Source organism: Bradyrhizobium sp. JR3.5, assembly GCF_054057015.1.
The window spans coordinates 2,370,768-2,395,133 of record NZ_JBSRYV010000001.1 but is presented as its reverse complement, the minus strand read 5'-3'; the positions used below and the strand labels follow the sequence as shown (position 1 = coordinate 2,395,133).

At 64.9% G+C, this 24,366-nt stretch carries 17 protein-coding genes and 2 pseudogenes; 8 read left to right on the top strand and 11 right to left on the bottom strand.

Annotated features, from left to right (window positions below; translation table 11 throughout):
• The first annotated feature begins 161 nt into the window (after positions 1 to 161).
• The 6 genes from ACVWW1_RS11980 to ACVWW1_RS11955 are packed head-to-tail and all read left to right on the top strand — an operon-like array spanning position 162 to position 10,052.
• A complete protein-coding gene (locus tag ACVWW1_RS11980) occupies positions 162 to 1,502 on the top strand; it encodes an MdtA/MuxA family multidrug efflux RND transporter periplasmic adaptor subunit (protein WP_456655902.1) in 1,341 nt (446 codons plus the stop codon).
• Positions 1,499 to 4,606, top strand: coding sequence for an MdtB/MuxB family multidrug efflux RND transporter permease subunit (locus ACVWW1_RS11975; protein WP_456655901.1), 3,108 nt, complete (start codon positions 1,499 to 1,501; stop codon positions 4,604 to 4,606). The genes ACVWW1_RS11980 and ACVWW1_RS11975 overlap by 4 nt, the downstream gene beginning before the upstream one ends.
• A gap of 3 nt (positions 4,607 to 4,609) precedes the next feature.
• On the top strand, positions 4,610 to 7,894 hold the full coding sequence (locus ACVWW1_RS11970) for an efflux RND transporter permease subunit (RefSeq protein ID WP_456655900.1): 3,285 nt from the start codon (positions 4,610 to 4,612) through the stop codon (positions 7,892 to 7,894).
• Positions 7,895 to 9,382, top strand: a complete 1,488-nt coding sequence (locus tag ACVWW1_RS11965; protein WP_456655899.1) for an efflux transporter outer membrane subunit — start codon at positions 7,895 to 7,897, stop codon at positions 9,380 to 9,382.
• Between the two features lie 8 nt (positions 9,383 to 9,390).
• A complete protein-coding gene (locus ACVWW1_RS11960; RefSeq protein WP_456655898.1) occupies positions 9,391 to 9,702 on the top strand; it encodes a hypothetical protein in 312 nt (103 codons plus the stop codon).
• A gap of 11 nt (positions 9,703 to 9,713) precedes the next feature.
• On the top strand, positions 9,714 to 10,052 hold the full coding sequence (locus ACVWW1_RS11955; protein ID WP_456655897.1) for a BA14K family protein: 339 nt from the start codon (positions 9,714 to 9,716) through the stop codon (positions 10,050 to 10,052).
• A gap of 240 nt (positions 10,053 to 10,292) precedes the next feature.
• On the opposite strand, the gene ACVWW1_RS11950 is transcribed toward ACVWW1_RS11955, so the two are convergent.
• The 11 genes and pseudogenes from ACVWW1_RS11950 to ACVWW1_RS11900 form a co-directional block, all read right to left on the bottom strand.
• Positions 10,293 to 10,970, bottom strand: a complete 678-nt coding sequence (locus ACVWW1_RS11950; protein WP_456655896.1) for a hypothetical protein — start codon at positions 10,968 to 10,970, stop codon at positions 10,293 to 10,295.
• Positions 10,971 to 11,122: 152 nt separating this feature from the next.
• A complete protein-coding gene (locus ACVWW1_RS11945) occupies positions 11,123 to 12,214 on the bottom strand; it encodes a sensor histidine kinase (RefSeq protein WP_456655895.1) in 1,092 nt (363 codons plus the stop codon).
• Positions 12,211 to 12,651 (bottom strand): response regulator, encoded by a 441-nt coding sequence (locus ACVWW1_RS11940; protein WP_176531646.1) that lies wholly within the window; start codon positions 12,649 to 12,651, stop codon positions 12,211 to 12,213. The genes ACVWW1_RS11945 and ACVWW1_RS11940 overlap by 4 nt, the downstream gene beginning before the upstream one ends.
• Positions 12,648 to 14,186: a sensor histidine kinase gene (locus tag ACVWW1_RS11935; protein WP_456655894.1), complete on the bottom strand. Its 1,539-nt coding sequence runs from the start codon at positions 14,184 to 14,186 to the stop codon at positions 12,648 to 12,650. The genes ACVWW1_RS11940 and ACVWW1_RS11935 overlap by 4 nt, the downstream gene beginning before the upstream one ends.
• Before the next feature lie 100 nt (positions 14,187 to 14,286).
• Positions 14,287 to 15,646 (bottom strand): annotated as a pseudogene (gene accC / locus ACVWW1_RS11930) (acetyl-CoA carboxylase biotin carboxylase subunit).
• Positions 15,647 to 15,670: 24 nt separating this feature from the next.
• Complete coding sequence (accB, locus tag ACVWW1_RS11925) at positions 15,671 to 16,165, bottom strand: acetyl-CoA carboxylase biotin carboxyl carrier protein (RefSeq protein ID WP_456655893.1); 495 nt, start codon at positions 16,163 to 16,165, stop codon at positions 15,671 to 15,673.
• 52 nt (positions 16,166 to 16,217) lie between these two features.
• Positions 16,218 to 16,679, bottom strand: coding sequence for a type II 3-dehydroquinate dehydratase (gene aroQ, locus ACVWW1_RS11920; RefSeq protein WP_456655892.1), 462 nt, complete (start codon positions 16,677 to 16,679; stop codon positions 16,218 to 16,220).
• Positions 16,680 to 16,976: 297 nt separating this feature from the next.
• On the bottom strand, positions 16,977 to 17,822 hold the full coding sequence (locus ACVWW1_RS11915; RefSeq protein WP_456655891.1) for a DUF1236 domain-containing protein: 846 nt from the start codon (positions 17,820 to 17,822) through the stop codon (positions 16,977 to 16,979).
• 125 nt (positions 17,823 to 17,947) lie between these two features.
• The gene (locus tag ACVWW1_RS11910) at positions 17,948 to 18,892 is read right to left on the bottom strand and encodes a hypothetical protein (RefSeq protein ID WP_456655890.1); all 945 of its coding nucleotides are present in this window, start codon (positions 18,890 to 18,892) and stop codon (positions 17,948 to 17,950) included.
• A gap of 134 nt (positions 18,893 to 19,026) precedes the next feature.
• A complete protein-coding gene (locus ACVWW1_RS11905) occupies positions 19,027 to 19,794 on the bottom strand; it encodes a DsbA family protein (protein WP_173643332.1) in 768 nt (255 codons plus the stop codon).
• An 86-nt stretch (positions 19,795 to 19,880) separates the two neighbouring features.
• Positions 19,881 to 21,306, bottom strand: a pseudogene (locus ACVWW1_RS11900) (M48 family metalloprotease).
• 226 nt (positions 21,307 to 21,532) lie between these two features.
• Here ACVWW1_RS11900 and ACVWW1_RS11895 point away from each other — a divergent pair.
• Both ACVWW1_RS11895 and ACVWW1_RS11890 read left to right on the top strand, forming a co-directional pair.
• A complete protein-coding gene (locus ACVWW1_RS11895; RefSeq protein WP_456655889.1) occupies positions 21,533 to 22,720 on the top strand; it encodes a pyridoxal phosphate-dependent aminotransferase in 1,188 nt (395 codons plus the stop codon).
• A gap of 185 nt (positions 22,721 to 22,905) precedes the next feature.
• Positions 22,906 to 24,240, top strand: a complete 1,335-nt coding sequence (locus tag ACVWW1_RS11890; protein WP_456655888.1) for a dicarboxylate/amino acid:cation symporter — start codon at positions 22,906 to 22,908, stop codon at positions 24,238 to 24,240.
• Positions 24,241 to 24,366: the final 126 nt, after the last annotated feature.

The window sequence follows — 24,366 nt, the reverse complement described above, 5'->3', positions numbered from 1 at the left end:
GCGAGAAACAGCGGCCGATCGGGAAGGAGGACTTTCCTTTCCGATTCTTAACGCGCTTTGTCTGACGGAAGCGTCCAAAATGCTTCCTCGAATGTGGCGCGCGGATTTCAGGGGACACATAGAGCCGCACCGGCTCATTCGTGTTTCTTCGTGGGCAAGTTATGGACCAGCATATCAAGGACCCGTCTATCGTGGCGCCCGAGCAAACCAGGCGCCCGTCGCGCGGGCGAGGGTTTCTGACAGGGTGTGTCGTGCTGGCGGTGCTTGCCGGCATCGTCTGGTGGACGCGGCAGCAGGCCGCGCCGCCGCAGGCCGGCGGCGGGCGCAACGCCGGGCCGATGTCGATCGTGCCGGAGGCCGTCGGCAAGGGCGATATCGGCGTCAGCCTGAATGCGCTCGGCACCGTGACGTCGCTCGCGACCGTGACGATCAGAAGCCAGATCAGCGGCTACCTGATGAAGATCGATTTCAAGGAGGGCGATGAGGTCAAGAAGGGCGACCTGATCGCCGAGATCGATTCGCGTCCCTATGAGGCGACGCTGGCGCAGGCCAAGGGACAGCTCGCCCGCGACGAAGCGCAGCTGAAGGGCGCCCAGGTCGATCTCACCCGCTATCAGAACCTCGCCGCGCAGAACGCGGTGCCGCATCAGCAGCTCGACACCCAGGTCGCGCTGGTCGCGCAGTATCAGGGCACGGTCGAGGCCGACCGTGCGTCGGTGAAGTCGGCCGAGGTAAATCTGCAATATTGTCGCATCGTCTCGCCGATCAACGGGCGGGTCGGACTGCGCCAGGTCGACCTCGGCAATTACGTGACGGCGGGCGACACCAACGGCCTTGTCGTGATCACGCAGCTCGAGCCGATCAGCGTGCTGTTCACGCTGCCGGAGGACAATCTGCAGGCGGTCGCGAAGCGGTTGAAGGAGGGCGCGGTGCTGCCGACGGCGGCCTATGACCGCAGCGGCGCCAACAAGCTCGCCGAGGGATCGCTGCAGACCTTCGACAGCCAGATCGATGCGACCACCGGCACGATCAAGCTGCGCGCCCGGTTCGAGAACGACAAGCGCACGCTGTATCCGAACCAGTTCGTCAACATCCGCCTGCTGCTCGACACCCACAAGGATGCCACGACGATGTCGACCGCCGGCATCCAGCGCGGCGTCCCCGGCACCTTCGTCTATCTCGTCAACGCCGACAGCACGGTCTCGGTACGGCCGGTCAAGATCGGCGTCACCGACGGCGACCGTGTCGAGGTGCTCTCGGGGCTTGTGCCCGGCGATCGCATCGTGATCGACGGCGCCGACAAGTTGCGCGAGGGCGCCAAGGTGGTGGTGCGCTCCGCCGCCGATGCCGCGAGCCCGGGCGGCGCGGCCAAGGGGACGGCGAGCGGCGCGGCGAATGGGGTCGCCAAGGGTGACGGCAAGGGAGATGCCAAGGGCGGCGCCGATCCCGACAAGGCGGGAGGCGGCAACCACAAGGGTTCCGCGGACGGGCCGAAGAAATGAACCCGTCGCGGCCATTCATCCTGCGGCCGGTGGCGACGACCCTGATGATGATCGCCATCATGCTGTCGGGCATGCTGGCGTTCAGATTCCTCCCCGTCGCGGCGCTGCCGGAAGTCGACTATCCGACCATCCAGGTGCAGACCTTCTATCCGGGCGCCAGCCCCGACGTGATGACGTCGTCGGTGACGGCGCCGCTCGAGGTGCAGTTCGGCCAGATGCCGAATCTGAACCAGATGAGCTCGGTGAGCTCCGCTGGTTCATCCGTGATCACGCTGCAGTTCGGCCTGTCGATCTCGCTCGACGTCGCCGAGCAGGAGGTGCAGGCCGCGATCAACGCCGCGGGCAATCTGTTGCCGTCGGACCTGCCGGCGCCGCCGATCTACGCCAAGGTCAATCCGGCTGACGCGCCGATCCTGACCCTCGGCCTGACCTCGAAGACCATGCCGCTGACGCAGGTGCAGGATTTCGTCGACACCCGGCTGGCGCAGAAGATTTCGCAGCTGCCCGGCGTCGGCCTCGTCAGCATCAGCGGCGGCCAGCGGCCCGCGGTGCGGATCCAGGCCGACATCCGCAAGCTCGCGGCCTACGGCCTCAACATCGACGATCTCCGCACCACGCTCGGCAATGCCAACGTCAACACGCCGAAGGGCAATTTCGACGGCGCGATGCGCGCCTACACCATCAATGCCAACGACCAGATCCGCAATGCCAGCGACTATCGTTCGCTGATCATCGCCTACAAGAACGGCTCGCCGGTCCGTCTCAGCGACGTCGGCAACGTCGTCGATGGCGCGCAGAACGACAAGCTCGGCGCCTGGATGAACGAGACGCAGGCGATCATCCTCAACATCCAGCGCCAGCCCGGCGCCAACGTGATCTCGGTGGTCCAGGGCATCAAGGACCTGTTGCCGCAGTTGCAAGCCACGCTTCCGGCCGCGATCGACCTCAACATCCTGACCGACCGGACCATCACGATCCGGGCCTCGGTCCGCGATGTCGAGTACGAGCTGGCGCTTGCGGTGGTGCTGGTCGTGCTTGTGATCTTCGTGTTCCTGCGCTCGACCCGCGCCACGCTGATCCCGAGCCTGTCGGTGCCGCTCTCGCTGGTCGGCACGCTGGGCGCAATGTATCTGTTCGGCTTCAGCCTGAACAATCTGTCGCTGATGGCGCTGACGATCGCGACCGGCTTCGTGGTCGACGACGCCATCGTCGTGATCGAGAACATCTCGCGCTATATCGAGGAGGGCGAATCTCCACTCGAGGCGGCGCTGCGCGGCTCCGAGCAGATCGGCTTCACCATCATCTCGCTGACGGTGTCGCTGATCGCGGTGCTGATCCCGCTGCTGTTCATGGGGGACGTGGTCGGCCGTCTGTTCCGCGAATTCGCCATCACGCTGTCGGTCACGATCCTGATCTCCGCCGTGGTGTCGCTGACGCTGGTGCCGATGGCCTGCGCGAAACTCCTGAAGCCGGAGAGCATGACGCGCGAGAACACCTTCCAGCGGCTCAGCCGGGAAGGCTTCGACTATGTCATCGCCATCTACGCCCGGATGCTCAACTGGGTGCTGGATCGCCAGACGTTCGTTCTGTTGATCGCGCTCGCCACCTTTGGTCTCACGGCGCTGCTCTACGTCGTCATCCCCAAGGGCTTCTTTCCGGTGCAGGACACCGGCGTGATCCAGGCGATCTCGGAGGCGCCGCAATCGGTGTCCTATGCGGCGATGGCCGAGCGGCAGCAGCGGCTCGCCAGCGCGATCCTGAAGGATCCTGATGTCGAGAGCCTGTCGTCCTTCATCGGCGTCGACGGCACCAACACCACGCTCAACAGCGGCCGCATCCTGATCAACCTGAAGCCGCATGAGCAGCGCAAGGCCGGCGTTTCGACGGTGATGGACCGGATCAAGGCGAGCACCGCAGCGCTGACCGGCATCACGCTCTACATGCAGCCGGTCCAGGACCTCACCATCGAAGGCACGGTGAGCCGGACGCAGTATCAGTTCATCCTGCAGGACGCCGATCCGAACGAGCTTGCGGAATGGACGCCGAAGCTAGTCGACAAGCTCAGGGAATTGCCGGAGCTCAGCGACGTCACCAGCGACATCTCCGCGCAGGGACTTTCGGTGTTCGTCGACATCGACCGCGACCAGGCCGCGCGGTTCGGCATCACGCCGGCGACGATCGACAACGCACTGTACGATTCCTACGGCCAGCGCATCGTCTCCACCGTCTTCACCAATTCGAACCAGTACCGCGTCATCCTCGAGGCCGATCCGTCGCTGCAGAACTCGCTGGATTCGCTGTCGTCGATCTATCTGCCGTCATCGGTGGGCTCGACGCCGGTGCCGCTGTCCGTGATGGCCAGGATGCGGGTCGAGACCGCGCCGCTGCAGGTCTCGCATCTCGGCCAGTTCCCGTCGGCAACCGTCTCGTTCAACCTGGCCCCGGGCGCCTCGCTCGGCGGCGCGGTCACCGCGATCAAGCAGGCGCAGGCCGAAATCAACCAGCCGCTCGGCATGATCACGAGCTTCCAGGGCGCGGCGCTGGCGTTCCAGTCGTCGCTGTCCAACCAGCTGTTCCTGATCCTGGCCGCGATCATCACGGTCTATATCGTGCTGGGCGTGCTCTATGAGAGCTTCATCCATCCGCTGACGATCCTCTCGACGCTGCCTTCCGCCGGCATCGGCGCGCTGCTGGCGCTGATGATGGCCGGCCAGGATCTCACCATCATCGCGATCATCGGCATCATCCTGCTGATCGGCATCGTGAAGAAGAATGCGATCATGATGATCGACTTTGCGCTCGATGCCGAGCGCAACGAGGGCAAGCCGCCGCGGGAGGCGATCTATCAGGCCTGCTTGTTGCGGTTCCGGCCGATCATCATGACGACGATGGCAGCGGTGCTCGGCGCGCTGCCGCTGATGCTCGGCAGCGGCGCCGGCTCCGAGCTCCGGCATCCGCTCGGCATCTCGATCGTCGGCGGCCTGCTGGTGAGCCAGATGCTGACCCTGTTCACGACGCCGGTGATCTATCTCTGGTTCGATCGCCTGGCGCTGCGGTTTGCCGGGCGGGCGGACGAGGTCGGCGAGGCGAGCGGGTCGCGTTGAGCCATGGTTCCGTCAACGCCCTTTATCCGCCGGCCGGTCGCAACCACGCTGTTGACGTTCGGGCTTGCGGCGGCCGGCCTTGTCGCGTTCTTCAAGCTGCCGGTGTCGCCGTTGCCGCAGGTGGATTTTCCGACCATCTCGGTGCAGGCGACGCTGCCCGGTGCCAGCCCGCAGGACGTCGCGACCACGGTCGCCAGCCCGCTTGAACGGCATCTCGGCCAGATCGCCGATGTGACGGAGATGACGTCGTCGAGCTCGGTCGGCTCGACCCGGATCACGCTGCAGTTCGGGTTGAATCGCGACATCAACGGCGCGGCGCGGGACGTGCAGGCCGCAATCAATGCGGCGCGGGCCGATCTGCCGACCAGCCTGCGCAGCAATCCGACCTACCGCAAGGTCAATCCGGCGGACGCGCCGATCCTGATCCTGACGCTGACGTCGGACACGCTGACCCGCGGCGATCTCTACGATGCCGCCTCCACGGTGCTGGCACAGAAGCTGTCGCAGGTCGAGGGCATCGGTGAAGTCGTGGTCGGCGGCAGCTCGCTGCCCGCCGTGCGCGTCGATCTGATCCCCCAGGCGCTCTACAAATACGGTATCGGTCTCGAAGACGTCCGCGCGGCGCTGTCGAGCGCCAACGCCCACAGCCCCAAGGGCGGCATCGATGTCGGCGACCAGCGCTACCAGGTCTACGCCAACGACCAGGCCAACAAGGCCGACGACTACAGATCGCTGATCGTGGCCTATCGCAATGGCGCCCCGGTTCACCTCTCCGACGTCGGCGAGGTCGCCGACGGCGTCGAGAACCTGCGCAATGCCGGGCTTGCCAACGGCAAGCCGGCGGTGCTGCTCATCCTTTACCGCCAGCCGAACGCCAACATCATCTCGACCGTCGATCTGGTGAAGGGGCTGATGCCGCAGTTGCAGGCCTCGATTTCGCCGGCGATCGACATCGGCCTCGCGGTGGACCGCTCGACGACCATCCGCACCTCGCTCCGCGACGTCGAGCGGACGCTGGTTCTGGCGGTGATGCTGGTCATCATCGTGGTGTTCGCGTTCCTGCGCAATTTGCGCGCCACCTTGATTCCGGTGGTGGCGGTCTCGGTGTCGCTGGTCGCAACCTTCGGCGCGATGTACCTGATCGGCTACAGCCTCGACAATCTGTCGCTGATGGCGCTGACGGTCGCGACCGGCTTCGTGGTCGACGACGCCATCGTGGTGCTGGAGAACGTCACCCGTTACATCGAGGAGGGCCTGAGCCCGCTCGAGGCGGCGCTGAAGGGCGCCAACGAGGTCGGCTTCACCGTGCTGTCGATGAGCATCTCGCTGATCGCGGTGTTCATTCCGATCCTGATGATGGCCGGCATCGTCGGGCGGCTGTTCCGCGAATTCGCGATGACGATCTCGATCTCGATCCTGATCTCGCTCGCGGTCTCGCTGGCGACCACCCCGATGATGTGCGCCGTGCTGCTCAAGCCGGACCGCGGTGGCCACGGCCGGCTCTACTGGGCCAGCGAGCGCTTCTTCGAGGCGATGCTGAACTTCTACCGCAGGACGCTGACCGCGGCGCTGCAGCATCCGCTGTCGGTGATGCTGATCCTTGCGGCGGTGTTCGGCCTCAACTTCTATCTCTACGACGTGATCCCGAAGGGCTTCTTCCCGCAACAGGACACCGGGCGGCTGGTCGGCTCGATCCAGGCCGACCAGAGCGTGTCGTTCCAGCTGATGCAGCAGAAGCTCGCGCAGTTCGTCGGCATCATCCAGAAGGATCCGGCGGTGGAAACGGTGGTCGGCTTCACCGGCGGCGGCCAGACCAATTCCGGCTTCGTGTTCGTCTCGCTGCGTCCGCTCGACCAGCGCAAGATCGGCGCCGACGGCGTGATTTCACGCCTGCGCCGGGAGATGGCGGTGGTGCCCGGCGCCAGCCTGTTCCTGCAGGCGGTGCAGGACATCAGGGTCGGGGGCAGGGCCTCGAACGCGCAGTATCAGTACACGCTGCAGGGCTCGACGCTGGAGGAGCTCAATGACTGGACGCCGAAGATAGCGGCGGCCCTGCAGCGCGATCCGAACCTTGCCGACGTCAATAGCGACCAGCAGAACAAGGGCCTTGAATCCGACCTCGTGATCGACCGCGATGCCGCGGCCCGGCTCGGCATCACCGTGAGCCAGATCGACAACACCCTCTACGACGCCTTCGGCCAGCGTCAGGTGTCGACGATCTATGTCGCGCGCAACCAGTACCACGTCATCATGGAGGTCGCGCCGCGCTACTGGCAGAACCCCGAGACGCTGAAGGACGTCTACATCAGCACGTCGGGCGGTTCGGTCGGGGGCTCGCAATCGACCAACGCGGTGGCGGGCACCGTCGTAGCGCCGGGAACCTCGAGCGCGGCCAGTTCGGCCAATGCCCAGGCCGCGCGCAACCAGGCCACCAATTCGATCGGCTCGACCGGGAAGGGCGTGGCCTCGACCGGGTCGGCCGTCTCGACCAACAGCGAGACCATGATCCCGCTGTCGGCGGTGGCAGCGTTCAAGCAGGGCGCGACGCCGCTTGCGGTCAATCACCAGGGCCTCCTGGTCGCCAATACCATCTCGTTCAACCTGCCGCCGAACGTGTCGTTGAGCACTGCGGTCAGCAGCATCGAGGCGACCATGAACCGGATCGGCGTCCCGGCCACGATCCGCGGCACATTCCAGGGCTCCGCCAAGGCGTTCCAGGATTCGCTCAGCAACCAGCCGTTCCTGATCCTGGCCGCGATCGTCACGATCTACATCGTGCTGGGCGTGCTCTATGAGAGCTATGTCCATCCGCTGACCATCTTGTCCACACTGCCTTCGGCAGGTGTGGGTGCCTTGCTGGCGCTGATGGCATTCAAGACCGAGTTCAGTATCATGGCGCTGATCGGCGTCATCCTGCTGATCGGCATTGTGAAGAAGAACGCCATCATGATGATCGACTTTGCGCTGGACGCGGAACGCAGGCGCGGGCTGGAGCCGCTCGAGGCGATCAAGGAGGCATGCCTGCTGCGCTTCCGTCCCATCATGATGACGACGATGGCCGCGCTGCTCGGCGCCGTGCCGCTCGCCATCGGGATGGGCGACGGCGGCGAGCTGCGGCAGCCGCTCGGCATCGCCATCGTCGGCGGCCTGATCCTGAGCCAGGTCCTGACGCTCTACACGACGCCGGTCATCTACCTCTATCTCGACCGGTTCCGCTTGTGGGCCCTGCGCGTCCGCGGCGGCAGCGCCGTGCGGATGCCGGGCTCCTCACTTCAACCGGGCGAGTAAATGCCGACAGGTGCAGCGTTGCTTAGTCTTCGAATATTGCGAAAACCGGTCCGGTTTCGGCGCGTGGCGGCGTTCGGCGGCCTTAGCCTTGGTCTGAGCCTTGGCCTGACCGGCTGCATCCCCGGGGCGGAGAAACCCGAGCTCAGTCTCGAAGTGCCGGCGAGCTATCGCGCCGCGGCCAAGGGCGATGCCGACGCCGCCGTTCCTGCGCTGGCCTGGTGGCGCGGTTTCCGCTCGCCCGAGCTGACCGGGCTGATGGAATCCGCGCAGCTCTACAATCTCGATATCGCGGTGGCGATCGCCCAGATCGTGCAGGCCGACGCACAGGCCGGCGTGTCCGGCGCCGCGCTGCTGCCGTCGATCTCGGGATCGGCCAATGCCGAGCGTCAGAAGGTCGCGACTGGATCGAGTTCGTTGCTCGGCGGGAGCAGCGGTACGTTCTCGCAGTACAGTCTGGGACTCAGCGCGAGCTACATCGTCGATTTCTGGGGCAAGAACCGCGCGACGTTGTCGGCGTCGGAGGAGAGCGCGACGGTCGCCCGCTACAATCGCGAGGTGGTTGCGCTGACCACGATGGCGGCCGTGGCCAACACCTATTTCCAGGTGCTGGCGGCGCAGGACCAGATCAAGGCCACCCGGCGCAATCTGGCGGCGGCCGAGCGCATCCTGGCCTTGATCAAGTCGCAATTCGCCGGCGGCACCGCCTCGCAGCTCGACCTGTCGCAGCAGGAGGCGCTGGTCGCCACGCAGCGCGCGGCGATCCCGCCGCTCGAGGTGACGCTGGGGCAGAACACCGCCGCGCTTGCCCTCTTGGTGGCGCGCGCACCGGCTGATTTCTCGGTGCGCGGCGGCAGCACCACGCAGATCTCGGTGCCGCGCATCACGCCGGGGATGCCGTCGGAATTGCTCTACCAGCGGCCTGACGTCCGTCAGGCCGAGGCGCAGCTCGCGTCCTCCAATTTCAGCGTCGACGCGGCGCGGGCGGCATTCTTCCCGCAGATCCAGCTGACCGGTACCACGGGCTTCCAGAGCGCGGCGCTCGCCTCGCTGTTCGCGCCGGGCGCCTGGTACTACACGCTCGCCGCCGGGCTGACCCAGCCGCTGTTCGACGGCTTCCTGCTGGAGAGCCAGCTCAAGCTCGCCAAGGGCCAGCAATTGCAAAACCTGCAGGCCTATCGCAGGGCGGTGCTGTCGGCCTTCGCCGATGTCGAGAAGGCGCTGATCGCGTTGCAGCAGTATACGCTGCAGGAGCGGCTGCAGTCCGACGTGGTGGCGAGCTCGCGCAAGGCGTTCGAGGTCTCCGAGACGCAGCTGCGCGGCGGCACGGTCAATCTGATCACGGTGCTGCAGACACAGCAGACGCTGTTCACGGCCGAACTCAACTTGATCTCGGTGCGGCTCAACAAGCTGCTGGCGGCGAGCAGCCTGTTCCAGGCGCTCGGCGGCGGTTGGACGCCGGCCGGCACGCTCGCGGCGGCAGTGCCATGAGGTCGGTCATGCAGCGGTTCGCCACACTGCTCGTCGTTATCCTCGTCATCGCGCTGGGCGCGCCGGCCGGCATTGCCCGTGCGCAGCAGCGGCCACCCAACAGCGTTCCGCTCGCCTTCGGCATGAGCGCCGACCAGGCCAGCCAGTCGCTCGGCGTGCCCCTGAACTATGTTCGTGGCACGCCGGGCAATGAATTGTTCGTCGCGCTGCCCAATGTCAGGGGCAGCGTGCTGTCGAGGCGCAGCGACGGGCTCTATCTGCAATTCGGCAAGGGACGCCTGATCGCCTGGAAGGGCGATTGGGGGACCATTCCGCAATGAGGGGCTCGGCCATGACCGCCATCAGAGCACTGATCGCCTGCGCCGCCATCGCGCTCGGCACGGCCGCTGCCTCGGCTCAAAACTCGGCGCCGCAACGGCCGCTGCGTTACGGCAGCACCGGCGGTGCGTATTTCGACGGCAGGAATGACGACCGCGATTTTCGCAGCAACGGCTCCTTTCCGGGCAGCTTCGCCGCCGATCCCTTCAGTGCGGGCTTCGGCGCGGCAGGCCTGTTCGGCTCGACGCCGTGGCACTCGGCGCGGCCCTATCCGTCGCAGGTGATCTTCGGCGCGCCATGCCAGGATTGCCGTCCGCATCGCACGCGGCGGCACCGCGATCGGCCTGATTGAGATTGTTCGGGAGCGGAAGGCGCTTCTAAAGCTTGATGAGATTGGGTTGAATCGGCTTGCCGCGATTTCGGGTCACCTCTCCCCGTCGGGGAGAGGTCGGATTGCGAAGCAATCCGGGAGAGGGCGCTTGCTCTCTCGATAGACCGTAACCCCTCACCCGATTTGCTGCGCAAATCGACCTCTCCCAAGGGAGAGGTGAACATTCGATGCCGCTCGAGCTTAACCTAATCTCATCATGCGTTAGCTCTTGCGCAGAAGGTCGTCGATGATGCGCAGCTTCATCCAGCCGGCCTTGTCGATAATTTCCCTGCGCAGCGTGTCCTTTTCCATCTCGTATTGCTCGCGCGAGATGTCGCGGCCGCCGCTCGCAGTGGTTCCGAATGTCTTGAGCAAGGCGTTGTGCTGCGCCTCCCACGCGATCACATGCTCGGTCATGAGCTGCGTCACCGCCGGAAGGAAGCCGGGATGGCCTGCCAGGCCGCATGTTTCCGTGGTCTGCGGATCTTCCGCCAGCATGATCACGTTCCACTCGTCGTAGCCGATCAGATCCAGCTGCGTGTAGAGAAACGCGCCATGCGGCCCGTCCCAGATCTTGTGGTCGATGACCAGGAACGGCAACGCATGGCAGTAGCCGTGGCGCGCCGTCATGTCATAGTTGAAACTCTCGGTGCGCTCCTGCAGCCGTTGATTGGCCGCAGCAAACACGGCGAGGCGATTATCCGCCGTCGGCACGATGCTGGCTGCGTCGTCGGGCGCGAACCCCGCATCGCGCAGCATCGGCCCGATCCGCGGATCTTCCCACTGCCTCTTGTGAAAGGCGGGTGCCGCGCCGTCGGCACCCGGTGCCGGACGCAACGGCTCCGTGAGATCGCCCGACGTCGCCTGCTTCTTTCCAAAAACCACCCTGCGCTCGAACATCGTGCCGTTCCTGCCAAGCTGGGGGAAAAGCATGGCAAACAACGCCCGGATTTGTCTTAACCGGTCAGGGCAAGCGGCTGCGATCGAACAACAGGGTGACGCGGCCGTTAAGGCCAACGCGAAAAATCGATCAATCCGCCGGCGGAAGCGGTCTAACTGGCGGCAACGCTTGTCGATTTCGCCGGCGCCGGGGTGACGCGGGCGAACCGCACCACGAACCGGGTGCCGTTGTGGCCTGGGTCGCGCTCGACGCTGGCGTCGAGCTTGACGGCCATCGCCGCGACGATGCGCTGGCCCATGCCGGTGCCGCGTGGATCGGCCTTGTCGGAGAAACCCACGCCTTCGTCGCTGATCGCAAGCTGCAAATCGTCCGCGTGCGGCTTCAGCTCGACATGGATCGGGCCGGCGCCGTCGGGATAGGCGTATTTCACGGCGTTCATCACCAGTTCGTTGACGATGATGCCGATCGCGACCGCACGGTCGGGATCGATCTCGACCGGGTCGGCCTTCAGCGTCAGCCGCGACATCTTGTTGCCTTCGGCCGATCGCCTGAGATCCTCGAGCAGTGCCTCGAGATACTGGTTGAGCATCACCGTCTTGAAGTCGTGCGAGGTGTAGAGGCGGCGATGCACCTGCGCGACGGCGGCGACGCGGCCCATCGCATTGGTGAGCGCCGCCTTGACATCCTGCTGGGTCGAGGAATTGGCTTGCAGATGCAGCAGCGAGGCAATGATCTGCAGCGAATTGCCGACGCGATGGTTGACCTCGCGCAGCAGAACCTCGCGCTCGGCGGCGAGCGCGGCATAGCGGTCTCGCGAGGCGTGCACCTCGGCCTCGGCCTCGTCGCGCGCCTTCTGGATCGCGGCCCGCCGGACCGCGCCGTTCACCGCGACCTGGAGCAGGGGGATGAATTCGCCCCTGACGTCCTTGACCAGATAGTCCGCCGCGCCGGCCTTCAGCGCGGTAACGGCAATCGCCGAATCCTGCGAGGCGGTGACGAACACCACCGGCGGTGCGTCGGCGATCTTGAGGATCTGCTCCAGCGTCTCCAGCCCATCGAGGCCAGGCATGTACTGGTCGAGCGCGACGACGTCGATGCCGCCCTGGGCGAGCCGGTCGAGGCCTTCCCGGCCGCTTGCGGCGTGCACGACCTTGTAGCCCGCGCGCGTCAGCCCGCGTTCGACCAGGCGCGCCAGCGCCGCGTCGTCGTCGATGTAGAGCAGTGTCGGCGTTGCGCTGGTCATATCGAAGCTGGCGGCACCTGAATCACGGAAAAGAACAGGCCAAGCTGGCGAATGGCGTTGGCAAAGCTTTCGTAGTTCACCGGCTTGGTGATGTAGACGTTGCAGCCGAGTTCGTAGCAACGTTTGATCTCCTGGGAGTCGTCGGTCGTGGTCAGCACGACCACCGGCGTAGCCTTGAGATGCTTGTTTTCCTTGACCCGCTTCAGAATATCGATGCCGGTCATGTCGGGCAGATTGAGATCAAGCAGGATGAGCAGGGCCTGGCCCTTGCGCTCGACCGCGCTGCCATCCTTGCCGAACAGGTAGTGCACGGCCTCTGTACCGTTGGTGAACGGGACGATCTCATTGTTGACACCTGAGCGCCTGATATTCCGCTCAATCAGGCGGGCATGGCCCTCGTCGTCCTCGATCATGATGATGGTGACTGGATCGCTCATGATTCCTTATCCCGGTTCTTGCCTGAGTTCTTGCCTGACCAATTGATGGGCAGCGTGATCGTGAAGGTGCTGCCGTTGTGAAGTTCCGATGCTACCGACATGGTGCCACCCAGTCTGCGCACAAGTGCGCGGACATGGGCAAGCCCGATACCCTGACCGGGCTTGTCCTGGGTTCCGGCACGGCGAAACAGATCGAAGATGCGCTGGTGGTCCTTGGGATCGATGCCGCGGCCATTGTCCGCGACCTCGAAGATCGCAAAGCCCAGCTTGGTGCGGCCCTCGATCGAAATCTCGCCGGGGACGCCGTCCTTGAGGTACTTGAGTGCATTGTCGATCAGGTTGGAGAAGATCTGCTCCAGCGCGAGGCGGTCGCTGACGATATTCGGCAAAGCGCCGACCTCGACGGTCGCATTGGCCTCGGCCGCCTGATGCGCGACCGTCTTGACGATGCCGTCGATCAGCTCGCGGACGTCGATCCGCTCCAGCTTGAACTCGCGGCGGCCCTCGCGGGTGAGATTGAGGATCGCGCTGATCAGGCGGTCCATCTTTGCGATCGACGATTTGATGAAGCCGAGCGATTCGCTGAAATCGTCGGATAGCTGCTTGTCGGAGCCTTCAAGCTCGGGCTCGGCCACGTCGGTCGCGTCTTCCATCGCCGGCGCCAGCGATGCGGTGCGATTGAGCGTGGCGATGCGCTTGAAGATGTCGCCGCGCAATTCCTCCAGCTCGCTGGTGAAGCCCATGATGTTGACCAGCGGCGAGCGCAGGTCGTGGCTGACGATATAGGCGAAGCGCTGGATTTCCTCGTTGGCCTCGCGCAGGTCGGCGGTCCGTTCGTCGACGATGGTTTCGAGATTGACGTTGCTGTCGCGCAGCCTGGCCTCGGCCTCGTCGCGCGCCCGCGACGATTGCCGCAGCAGCACGAGGGAGAGGGCGGCGAGCGCCAGCACCATGCAGGAGCCGGCGATGGTGACCGAGGAGGCCAGCACCTGGGTCCTGTCCGCGGTCGCGGTGCGCGCCGCCAGCAGCCGATCCTCCTCGGTGCGCATGTCGCGGCCGATCCGGGCGATCGCCTCCAATGCATCGGCCGACGTGCCCTTGCGCAGGATGTCGACGCTGGTCGCGGCATCGTTGTTGTCGGCGCGCTCGATGCTGAGGGCGAACTCGGCCAGCCGTTGCTCGACGGCGGCCTTGAGCTTCGCGGCATTGGCGACCTGCGCCGGATTATCGACGGTCATCATCTGGAGATGGCCGAGCGCGGCCGGGAGCGCTGCCGCAGCCGACTGGTACTCGGACAGGTATTGTGGTGCTGACGTCAGCAGATACGCCCTGGTCGCGCTTTCTGCGCGCCTGACGTCAAGCAGCAGATTGGCAACCTGGCCCTCCACCTCGACCGTGTGGACGACCAAGGCGTTGTCCTCGCGCGCCTTGTTGACCAGCAGGACGGACGCCACGCTGACCGCGACCAGCACGAAAAATCCCGCCGAGAGCAGCAGGATCTGTAACGTGGACCGGCGTCGTGAAACGGGTGTCACGACGGTCTCTTCGCAGGAGTGGGATTCAATGCGTCCCCGTGGAAAGCCAACAACCCTTTAGTACGTTTGAGCGGGGCGCTGGGTTCCACAAAGTTCCAAACTATTTCGGCGTATCGGACGGCTGGCCGGCGAGATACTGCTCCAGCCAGTGAATGTGATAATCGCCCTCGATGATATCGGGCTCGCGCACCAGTGCGCGGAACAGCGGCAGCGTCGTCTCGATGCCGTCGACCACCATCTCGTCCAGCGCCCGGCGCAGGCGCATCAGGCATTCGCCGCGTGTCTTGCCGTGCACAATCAGCTTGCCGACCAGCGAGTCGTAGTAGGGCGGAATCACGTAGCCCTGATAGACGGCGGAATCGATCCGCACGCCGAGACCGCCAGGCGCATGGAATTGCGTGATCCGTCCGGGCGAGGGACGGAAGGTCTGCGGGTTCTCCGCATTGATGCGGCACTCGATGGCGTGGCCGATGATCGCGATGTCGCTCTGCTTGGCCGGAAGCTCGCCGCCGGCGGCAATCCGGATCTGCTCGAGCACTAGATCGATGTCGGTGATGCTTTCGGTGACTGGATGCTCGACCTGGATGCGCGTGTTCATTTCGATGAAATAGAACTCGCCGTCCTCGTAGAGGAATTCGATGGTGCCGACGCCGAGATACTTCATGTCCCGCATCGCCTTGGCGCAGGTCTCGCCGATCCTGGGCGCGCGCGGCCGCCCCAAGCACGGGCGAGGGGCCTTCCTCCCAGACCTTCTGGTGACGGCGCTGCAGCGAGCAGTCACGCTCGCCGAGATGGATGGCGCCGCCGCGGCCGTCGCCGAGAATCTGGATCTCGATGTGGCGCGGCTTCTGCAGGTATTTCTCCAGGTAGACCGAGGCGTCGCCGAATGCCGACTTGGCTTCGTTGGCCGCGGTCGTCAGCGCCAGCGCGAGGTCGGCCTCGGTGTGGGCGACCTTCATGCCACGGCCGCCGCCGCCGGCCGCTGCCTTCACCAGCACCGGGAAGCCGATCTCCTTGGCGATCGCCATGGCATCGTCGTCCGCCGTCACTGCGCCGTCCGAGCCTGGCACCACGGGGATGCCGAGGCGCTTGGCGGTCTTCTTGGCTTCGATCTTGTCGCCCATCAGGCGGATGTGCTCGGCCTTCGGCCCGATAAAACCGAGATTATGGTCGGCGAGGATCTCGGCGAAGCGCGCATTCTCGGACAGGAAGCCGTAGCCGGGATGCACGGCGTCGGCGCCGGTGATCTCGCAGGCGGCCAGCAGCGCCGGGATGTTGAGATAGGAATCCTTCGACGGCGGCGGCCCGATGCAGACGCTCTCGTCGGCGAGGCGCACATGCATGGCGTCGGCGTCGGCGGTCGAATGCACCGCGACGGTGGAGATGCCGAGCTCCTTGCAGGCTCGGAGCACGCGAAGCGCGATCTCGCCGCGATTGGCTATGAGGATCTTGTCGAACATCGCAGCGCCTGACGTTGACGGAAGCTATTCAATGATGACGAGCGGCTCGCCGAATTCGACCGGCTGGCCGTCCTCGACGAGGATCTGCGTCACGGTGCCCGCGCGCGGCGACGGAATCTGGTTCATCGTCTTCATCGCCTCGATGATCAGAAGGGTCTGGCCGGCCGTGACCTTGGTGCCGACTTCAATGAACGGCTTGGCGCCAGGTTCCGGAGCCCAATAGGCGGTGCCGACCATCGGCGAGGGCACGACACCAGGGTGCTTTGCCATGTCGGTGGCGGCAGCGGCGGCAGCCGGCACTGCCATCGGGGTGGCGACCGCATGCACGGCTGACGGCACGGTGGCGGCGATGCTGATATTGCGCGCGACCCGGACGCGCAGGCCGGCGCGCTCGATCTCGATCTCGGTGAGGTTGGTCTCAGCAAGCAGCAGCGCGAGCTCGCGAATGAGGACGCTGTCGTCGTTCTTGGAGTCGTTCTTGGACTTTGCGGCTGATTTGTCGTCTGGCTGGCGCGCCATGTTGTTTGATCCAAAATCTCTGTCTGGTGACGGGGAACGTCAGGATTGACGATTAAGTCTTTGCCTTCGCACCGATCCTGGTGGCGAGGCCGATGATCGCAAGCCGGTAGCCGTCGATGCCGAAGCCGCAAAGTGACGCGAAGGCGGCTTTAGCAGTGAACGAGTGGTCCCGGAAGCTCTCGCGGGCGTGGATGTTGCTGACATGGACCTCGACGGCGGGGACCTTGACCGCAACCAGTGCGTCATGCAGCGCGATCGAGGTATGAGAGTAGCCGCCGGCGTTGATGATGATGCCGACCGCCTTCTTGGTGTGGGCCTCATGGATGAAGTCGATCAGTTCGCCCTCGCGGTTGGACTGCCGGCAATCGGCGGTCAACCCGAACTGGCGCGCGGTGTCCGCGCACAGCTTCTCGACGTCGGCGAGGGTGGCATGACCGTACGTCTCCGGCTCGCGCGTCCCCAACAGGTTGAGGTTCGGGCCGTTCAGCACATAGATCGTTCCGGCAGCAGTCATTTCCAAGGGTTCCGAAGGGGAAAGTGGGCCGGGTTATAGGTAACAACCGGCCGCAGGGGAAGTCTTTAGGTGAAATCGGAACGTCTTCAACAGCTTCCTCCGCTCTGTTAGATAGCTGCCGTAACCTACGGAAATTGCTGATTAACCAAACCCGGAGGAAGGCGCCCCTCGGCCGTGCTCCCGCCGGCCATCCACTGGCGACTGCGGGGTGCAGCCGCATGCAAAACCCCGCCCCTGAGGGGCGGGGTTGAGATCGAGGCGAGGGTCCGTCAAGGCACCCTCGCGCCGAGGTCGAGGTCAGCCCTCGATGATGTAGACGATCTCGTGGGTCTCCGGCTGCACGATGATGTAGCGGCCGTGGACCAGGATGAACTCGTAACCGCGCCACTGCGGGTAGATCGTCACCACGCGCTCCGGCACCGGATAGAAGTGCACGTCAGCCGGGACGCGGGTGCCGACCGCCACGTTGAAGTTCACGTTGGTGGTTTCGGTCACATGCTCCGACCTGATCGCGGTCGAGATCTGGGTGCGCTTCTCGGCCGGCGGAGCCGCGGTGGCCGACGTTGCCGCGTTGCCGGTCGTGGTCTGGGTGCGGCTCGTGTCGTTGGTCTGGGCGCGGTTGGTGTCGGTCGGGCTCTTGGTCTGAGCGTTCTGGTTGGTGGTGGCGCCGTTCTTCTCACGGCTCTCGGCGGCGTTGTTCATCTTGCCGCTCTTGTCATGCTCCTCGGCCCTCATGTTGCCGCTCTTGTCGCGGCCTTCGGCCTTCATGTCCTTCGGGCCTTCCTTGGCGCCCTTGGTCGCATCGTTCTCTGAGCTCATGCTCTTCGACTTCTGCGGGTTCTCCTGTGCACCCTTGGTGGCGGGGCCGGACTTTTCGGACTCGGCGCCCTTCATGCCGGGCGAGTCATTTTTCATGCCCGAAGAAGATTCACCGGTCGTGGAGTGCTCGGAACCCTTCATGCCGCCCGTATCGCGCTGCATGGTGCCCGACGATGCGCCACCGGACGGTGCGCTGTGCTGCACGGTCGCGCCGCCGCCGGCCCCGGTCTCCTTGTTGGCGCCGCCGGCGCCCTGTGCATTCGCGAAACCGGTACCGGCGATCAGGGCCGCCGCAGCGACCGAAATCAGAAAGCGGTTAGTCATCATATTCCTCCTCGTTATTCAGCATTGCCCGCGCCGACAACGAGAGAGGATGTGCGATGTTCCTGTTGATTTGCGGTTCCTTGCAGTTTGTTTCTTGTGTGAATGCGCGATGAACGATTTGCGTTTCAACCGCAGGCCCAGTCAAACTCCATGCTCGCAAGATCGAACTGGCCGTTGCCGCCGCCGAAATTGAATCCGCCGAAATGCTCTTCGATCTCGAGATAGGTCGCGCTGTATTTCGGCGTCCACTGGTTCGGAAACATCGTGCCGCCGAGATGGTTGCGGCCGTGCAACCGCTCGATACCGCGTGCACTGCCTTGCTCGCCGTAAGGCGCGATGTAGTCGCCAAGCTCACCCTTGTGCAGCAGATGATCGCGCGGCGGCTTGCCGACATTGGGATCGTCGTCGCGCGGCGCAAGGCCGATGCCGTAGGGGTGGTGCCCGGCCTCGGGGATGCCGCCGAACAGGCAGAACCAGTATGTCTTCTCCAGCTCGTCGGTGCGGGTGCGGCCGACGTTGACGTCGAACGCCGTGCGCGCCGCGCCCTTCACGAGCCAGCGCGGAGGCGAATTGGCTTCCAGCAACGGATTGCCGGCAAGCTCCGGTGGCCGGCAGAGCGGTCCGGCGAACTCGGTCTCGGTGAGCCAGATCGCCACAAAATTGTGGTCGATGATGTCCTTCATCCGAAACTCCATCGGATGACGGTTCTGCCGATAGGCGAAGTAGGGCAGCAGATTGGGATCTGATGGACGCGCGATGGTCTCTGCCGCGAGATATTGCGCGACCGCGTCGATCTCGACGGGTTCGTCATATTGCTGATCGGCGAACATGGCGAGCGCGACATAGGCATCACCCTTGGCGCGATACTGCGCCGGGACGCGCAGCGTGAAGCAGTGCTGCATCGGAAAGCCGTCATGGGGACTGAGCGGCCATTGCTCGGTGCGAATGCCCGATGGCAGGCCGTAGCACCAGCCGTGATCGTGGTCGGTGCCACGCTGTGGCGCGGTCTTCAGGAGCGTGAGGTCGTAGCCAAGGGTTGGTGGAGCAAGGGTTGGCAGGGCCAGGGGCATGGCGCGCGGCTTCCGTTGTTGGTGATGCCCCTTGGTTGCGGCCAGCGCGGAAGCGGTTCGGTGCCGCAAAAAAAAATCCGGCTGCCCTGGCAGCCGGATTTTTCATGGATGGATGAGCGCTGTCGAGGCGACGATCAGCAGGTCGCCTTGCCGCAGCGGGCAATGCCGATCTTCTCCTTGAGACCCTCGACGCCGACCGCGCCGATCACGACCTGCTTGCCGATCACGTAGCTCGGCGTGCCGTTCATGCCCATGGATTCAGCGAGGCGGAAGTTCTCCTCGATGGTGGCCTTCACCTCGGGGCTTGCCATGTCCTTCTCGAGCTTGGTCATGTCGAGACCGACTTCCTTGGCGACCGCCAGCGCGCGCGCCTTGTCGGCGGCGCCGCGGCCGCCGAGCAGCTTCTGGTGAAACTCGAGATACTTCTTGCCGGTCGGATCCTGCATGCGCACGGCGACCGCGACCTGCGCGGCCTCGACCGAGCCCTGGCTCAGCACCGGGAATTCCTTCAGCACGACCTTCAGCTTCGGATCCGACTTCATCAGGTCGAGCATGTCGGACATCGCGCGCTTGCAGTAGCCGCAATTGTAATCGAAGAACTCGACGAAGGTAACGTCGCCGTCCTTGTTGCCGAGCATGACGCCGCGCGGCGAGTTGAAGATCGTGTCGGCGTTCTTGGCGACGCTCTGCTCATGCTTCTCGGCTTCGGCGGCGGCCTGCCGCTTGCTGAGTTCGTTCATTGCCTCCTCGAGCACCTCGGGATGCGCGATCAGGTAGTTGCGCACGATGGTCTCGATGTCGCCGCGCTGGGTATCGTTGAAGCTCTGCGCGGACGCAGTCAGCGGCGCGGCGCAAATGCCGAGCGCGAGCAGGGCAGGGGCGAGAAAACGAAGCGCTGGCATGGCAAAATCCTTGTTCGAGGTGGCCCGAAATACGGCAGGGCCGCGGGCCGGTTTCGGTGATCGTTGTATGGAACTACGGTTTATTTCTAGTTGTTTTTCTGACCCGGCATCGGCTTGGCGCTCACAATGTCGTCAGCTTTGACCCAGCCGGGCGTGCCGATCGCAAACCGAGTCTTGGCGCGCGATGCCAGTTCGCGGGCGGTCTTGTTGTCGCCGCGGAGATAGGCGGCCTGCGCCGAGGCAAGGTCGGCCTGGGCATAGTCGCCCTTGCGGCCATAGGCCATCGCGAGCTGGGTATAGCCGAGCGGCGCCTCGGGCTCGCGCGCCACGGCGGCGCGCAGCATGTTGATCGCATCGTCGGTGTAGGCCTTGTTGTCGGAGGCGACCAGGGCCTGGCCGAGCAGCATCTCGATCAGCGGCGAGCTGCCGGAGAGCTGCACCGCGCGGCGCAACGGCGCGATGGCCTCCGCCGGCCGGCCGCCTTCGAGCAGCGCCTGGCCGCGCAATTCGTAGAAATAGGGATTGTTGGGCTGGACCTGGATCAAGCCGTCGATCTGCGCGATCGCCGAACGCAGATCGCCGTGCAGATAGGTGTGGTGATCGCGCGTGCATAGCGCGCCGGCAGGCTGGTGTTGGACAACGGATAGCGGCGGTAGACCGTGTCCTGCCGCTCCATGAAGCCCGAGATCTTGGCGCGCATCATGTCGTGACGCAGCTGCAGCGCCGGATCGTCCTTCTTGTCCCAATAGGGGCTCGATCGCGCCAGGTCCTGCAGCGCGGAGACGCGGTCGACCGGCATCGGGTGCGATTGCAGATAGGGGTCGGCACCGCGCGCGGCGAACAGGCTCTCGTCGGTGAAGCGCTTGAACGTCTCGTACATGCCCTTGGCGGACTGGCCGGTCGCGTTCAGGAACTTGACGCCGGCGCGGTCGGCGTTTTCCTCCTGCTGGCGCTGGTAGGAGAGCAGCGTGCGCTGAATGACCGACTGCGGCGCCGAGATCGCAGCGGCACCGGCGCTGGAGAGGCCGTTCCCAACGCCGCCGCCCGCGGCGCCTGCGGCCAACGCACCGACGCCGAGCAGCATCGCGATGATCATCTGGGGGTCTGCGCCTGCGCCAGCTGCTCGCGCATCTTGGCAAGATGACCGCCGGCCAGATGGCCGGTTTCATGCGCCAGCACGCCGATGATCTGGTTCGGCGTCTCCGATTGCAGCAGCGCGCCGTAATTGACGAAGATGCGGCGGCCGTCGGCAACGAAGGCGTTGAACGAGCCGTCGTTGATGATCACGATCTGGATGTTCTGCTTCTCGAGACCGGCGGCGCGCAGGATCGGCCTGGTATATTCGCGCAGCAGCTGCTCGGACTCGGTGTCGCGCAGCACCGGCGGGCCCTTCTGCTGGGCCCGCGCAGGGACGACGGGACCAACCGCGAGTGCAACCGCGGTCAGCAATGCGGTGAACTTGAACGCAGAAGGCTTGAGGGTCCTGGCGCGAAGCGCGTGGCGGAACAGCATGGGCGATCTATCGGCGATTGCTGGCCGCGCCGCGGCAAGGTCCGGTTCCCGGCCCGACCGGGGCAGGCGCGTGACACAGTCTGTTGTTTTTGCAGTTCTTCTTCACGCGAACCGGGTATGCACTTGGCCTGAAAGCGTTATAAGGAGCCACCGAATGCGGCCAGTCTGGGGCGGTCGCCGGTATCGGAACCCGAATTCGGCAGCGGCCGTGCAATAGCAGAAATCCATGCGTGAAGCGACAGCGAGAGACCGTGTGAGCAGCCTTTTGACAGCGTCCGGCCGGAGCGATGTTCCGCCGTTCATGGTGATGGACGTGATGGCGGCCGCGGCGCGAATCGAGGCCGCGGGCGGCCATGTCATCCACATGGAGGTGGGGCAGCCCGCCGAGGGTGCACCGAAGCCGGCGATCGCAGCCGCACAGGCCGCGCTTGGCGGCGGGCGGATTGACTACACCTCGGCGCTCGGCATTCCCAGTCTGCGCGCGCGCATCGCCCGGCATTACCGCGACACGTATGGCTGTGCGGTCGATGCCGAGCGCATCATCGTCACCACGGGCTCGTCGGGCGGGTTCATCCTGGCGTTTCTTGCGATGTTCGAGCCGGGCGACCGGGTCGCCGTCACCGTGCCGGGCTATCCGCCTTACCGGCACATCCTGACCGCGCTCGGCTGCGAGCCGGTGCTGATCGAGACCTCCGGCGACACCCGTCACGCGCTGACCGGAGAGGCGCTGCTGGCCGCCCATCGCAAGGCGCCGCTGAAGGGCGTGCTGGTCGGCAGCCCTGCGAATCCGACCGGCACGATGATGTCGCGCGAGGCGTTGTCGAGCCTGATGGCGGCCGCCGACAGCGCGGGCATCCGCTTCATCTCCGACGAGATCTATCACGGCCTCGACTACGCATTTCCTGCGGTGACGGCGGCGGAGTTGTCGCCGAACGCGCTCGTGATCAACTCGTTCTCGAAGTACTTCTGCATGACCGGCTGGCGCGTCGGCTGGATGGTGGTGCCCGACGTGCTGGTGCGGCCGATCGAGCGGCTGCAGCAGAACCTGTCGATTTCGGTGCCGACCTTGTCGCAGATCGCCGCCGAGGCGGCCTTCGAGGGTCGCGAGGAGATGGAGGCGATCAAGCGCGGCTATCAGGAGAACCGCCGCATCCTGATCGAAGGCCTGCCCAAGGCCGGGCTGACCAAGTTCCTGCCGGCAGACGGCGCGTTCTATCTCTATGCCGACGTCTCCGACTTCACCGCCGACAGTTTCGCCTTCGCCAGCGAGATGCTCGAGAAGGCGCATGTCGCAGCGACCCCGGGCGTCGATTTCGATCCGATCCACGGCCGCGCCTTCATCCGATTTTCCTATGCGCGTTCCGCGGCGGAGATGCAGGAAGCAGTTGCACGGATCGCGCATTGGCTTAAATAGCCCGCAATCTTCAAGAGCCCTCGGTCTTGTCGGTTGGATCGGTCTCGCAAGCGCTGGCCCCGGTTTCGGCGGAGCAGCACGCGACAGATCGCCGCGGATAAACGGCAGGGCCGACACAGTTCCATTTGACTTGAACGGCCAAGTTGATCTTGGCTATTTCCGCCATTTCTGAGGGGGAGTGACACATGGCAGCGGCAACCGTTGCCACGGCTTCACCGGCGTCTGCCGGTAGCAAGCCGTGGTACAAGATTCTCTACGTCCAGGTTCTGATCGCGATCGCGCTCGGCGCGCTGGTCGGCTGGTTGTGGCCCGGCATTGCCACCAACGAGTGGATCAAGGCGCTCGGCGACGGCTTCATCAAGCTGATCAAGATGGTGATCGCGCCGATCATCTTCTGCACCGTGGTGTCCGGCATCGCCCACATCCAGGATGCCAAGAAGGTCGGCCGCATCGGCGTTAAGGCGCTGGTCTATTTCGAGGTGGTCTCGACCTTCGCGCTGGTGATCGGATTGCTCATCGGCAATATCGTGAAGCCGGGCGCGGGCTTCGGCAATGCGGCGGCGAACGCGCAGGCGGTTGCCGGCTATGCCAAGCAGGCGGAGGCGCAGAAGAGCGTCGACTTCGTGCTGCACATCATTCCGGACACCGTGGTGGGCGCCTTCGCGCAGGGCGAGATCCTGCAGGTGCTGCTGTTCTCGGTGCTGTTCGGCTTTGCGATCATGGGCCTCGGCGAGCGCGGCCACACCATCCGCTCGTTCATCGACGACGCCGCGCATGCGGTGTTCGGCGTGATCTCGATCGTGATGCGGGCGGCGCCGATCGGTGCGTTCGGCGCGATGGCCTTTACCATCGGCAAGTTCGGCACCGGCGCGATCCTCAATCTGATGGGGCTGATTGCGACGTTCTATCTGACCGCCGCGCTGTTCGTCCTCGTGGTGCTCGGCATCATCGCGCGGATCGCCGGGTTCTCGATCTTCAGGTTCCTGGCCTACATCAAGGACGAGCTCCTGATCGTGCTCGGCACCTCGTCCTCCGAGAGTGCGCTGCCGTCATTGATGGAGAAGCTCGAACGTCTCGGCTGCTCGAAGTCCGTGGTCGGCCTCGTGGTGCCCACGGGTTATTCGTTCAACCTCGACGGCACCAACATCTACATGACGTTGGCGACGTTGTTCATCGCGCAGGCGCTGGGCTACGACCTCTCGTTCAGCCAGCAGCTCACGATCCTGGTGGTGGCGATGCTGACCTCGAAGGGTGCCTCCGGCATCACCGGCGCGGGGTTCATCACGCTGGCGGCGACCCTTGCGGTGGTCGATCCGCGGTTGGTGCCGGGCATGGCGATCGTGCTCGGCATCGACAAGTTTATGAGCGAATGCCGCGCGCTGACCAATCTGTGCGGCAACGGCGTCGCCTGCGTGATCGTCGCCTGGTGGGAGGGCGAGCTCGACCGCGACAAGCTCAATGCCAACCTTTCCCGGCAGATCGACCCGACCGACATGGAGACCGCGCTGACGACGGACTGATCCAACATGAACTTGGATCGAAGAGCTTTGGCGACGAGCTCGCTTCACCTCTCCCCATTGGGGAGAGGTCGATTTGCGAAGCAAATCGGGTGAGGGGACGCAGCTCTCACGAGAGACCGTAACGCC

Bases quoted from the DNA above. Each gene is read 5' to 3' on its own strand.
- ACVWW1_RS11905 (WP_173643332.1), bottom strand. From the start codon at position 19,794: ATGCCAGCGCTTCGTTTTCTCGCCCCTGCCCTGCTCGCGCTCGGCATT.
- aroQ (WP_456655892.1), bottom strand. From the start codon at position 16,679: ATGACTGCTGCCGGAACGATCTATGTGCTGAACGGCCCGAACCTCAAC.
- ACVWW1_RS11955 (WP_456655897.1), top strand. From the start codon at position 9,714: ATGACCGCCATCAGAGCACTGATCGCCTGCGCCGCCATCGCGCTCGGC.
- ACVWW1_RS11890 (WP_456655888.1), top strand. From the start codon at position 22,906: ATGGCAGCGGCAACCGTTGCCACGGCTTCACCGGCGTCTGCCGGTAGC.
- ACVWW1_RS11895 (WP_456655889.1), top strand. From the start codon at position 21,533: ATGCGTGAAGCGACAGCGAGAGACCGTGTGAGCAGCCTTTTGACAGCG.
- ACVWW1_RS11915 (WP_456655891.1), bottom strand. From the start codon at position 17,822: ATGACTAACCGCTTTCTGATTTCGGTCGCTGCGGCGGCCCTGATCGCC.
- ACVWW1_RS11950 (WP_456655896.1), bottom strand. From the start codon at position 10,970: ATGTTCGAGCGCAGGGTGGTTTTTGGAAAGAAGCAGGCGACGTCGGGC.
- ACVWW1_RS11940 (WP_176531646.1), bottom strand. From the start codon at position 12,651: ATGAGCGATCCAGTCACCATCATCATGATCGAGGACGACGAGGGCCAT.
- ACVWW1_RS11975 (WP_456655901.1), top strand. From the start codon at position 1,499: ATGAACCCGTCGCGGCCATTCATCCTGCGGCCGGTGGCGACGACCCTG.
- ACVWW1_RS11960 (WP_456655898.1), top strand. From the start codon at position 9,391: ATGCAGCGGTTCGCCACACTGCTCGTCGTTATCCTCGTCATCGCGCTG.
- ACVWW1_RS11970 (WP_456655900.1), top strand. From the start codon at position 4,610: ATGGTTCCGTCAACGCCCTTTATCCGCCGGCCGGTCGCAACCACGCTG.
- accB (WP_456655893.1), bottom strand. From the start codon at position 16,165: ATGGCGCGCCAGCCAGACGACAAATCAGCCGCAAAGTCCAAGAACGAC.
- ACVWW1_RS11965 (WP_456655899.1), top strand. From the start codon at position 7,895: ATGCCGACAGGTGCAGCGTTGCTTAGTCTTCGAATATTGCGAAAACCG.
- ACVWW1_RS11980 (WP_456655902.1), top strand. From the start codon at position 162: ATGGACCAGCATATCAAGGACCCGTCTATCGTGGCGCCCGAGCAAACC.
- ACVWW1_RS11945 (WP_456655895.1), bottom strand. From the start codon at position 12,214: ATGACCAGCGCAACGCCGACACTGCTCTACATCGACGACGACGCGGCG.
- ACVWW1_RS11910 (WP_456655890.1), bottom strand. From the start codon at position 18,892: ATGCCCCTGGCCCTGCCAACCCTTGCTCCACCAACCCTTGGCTACGAC.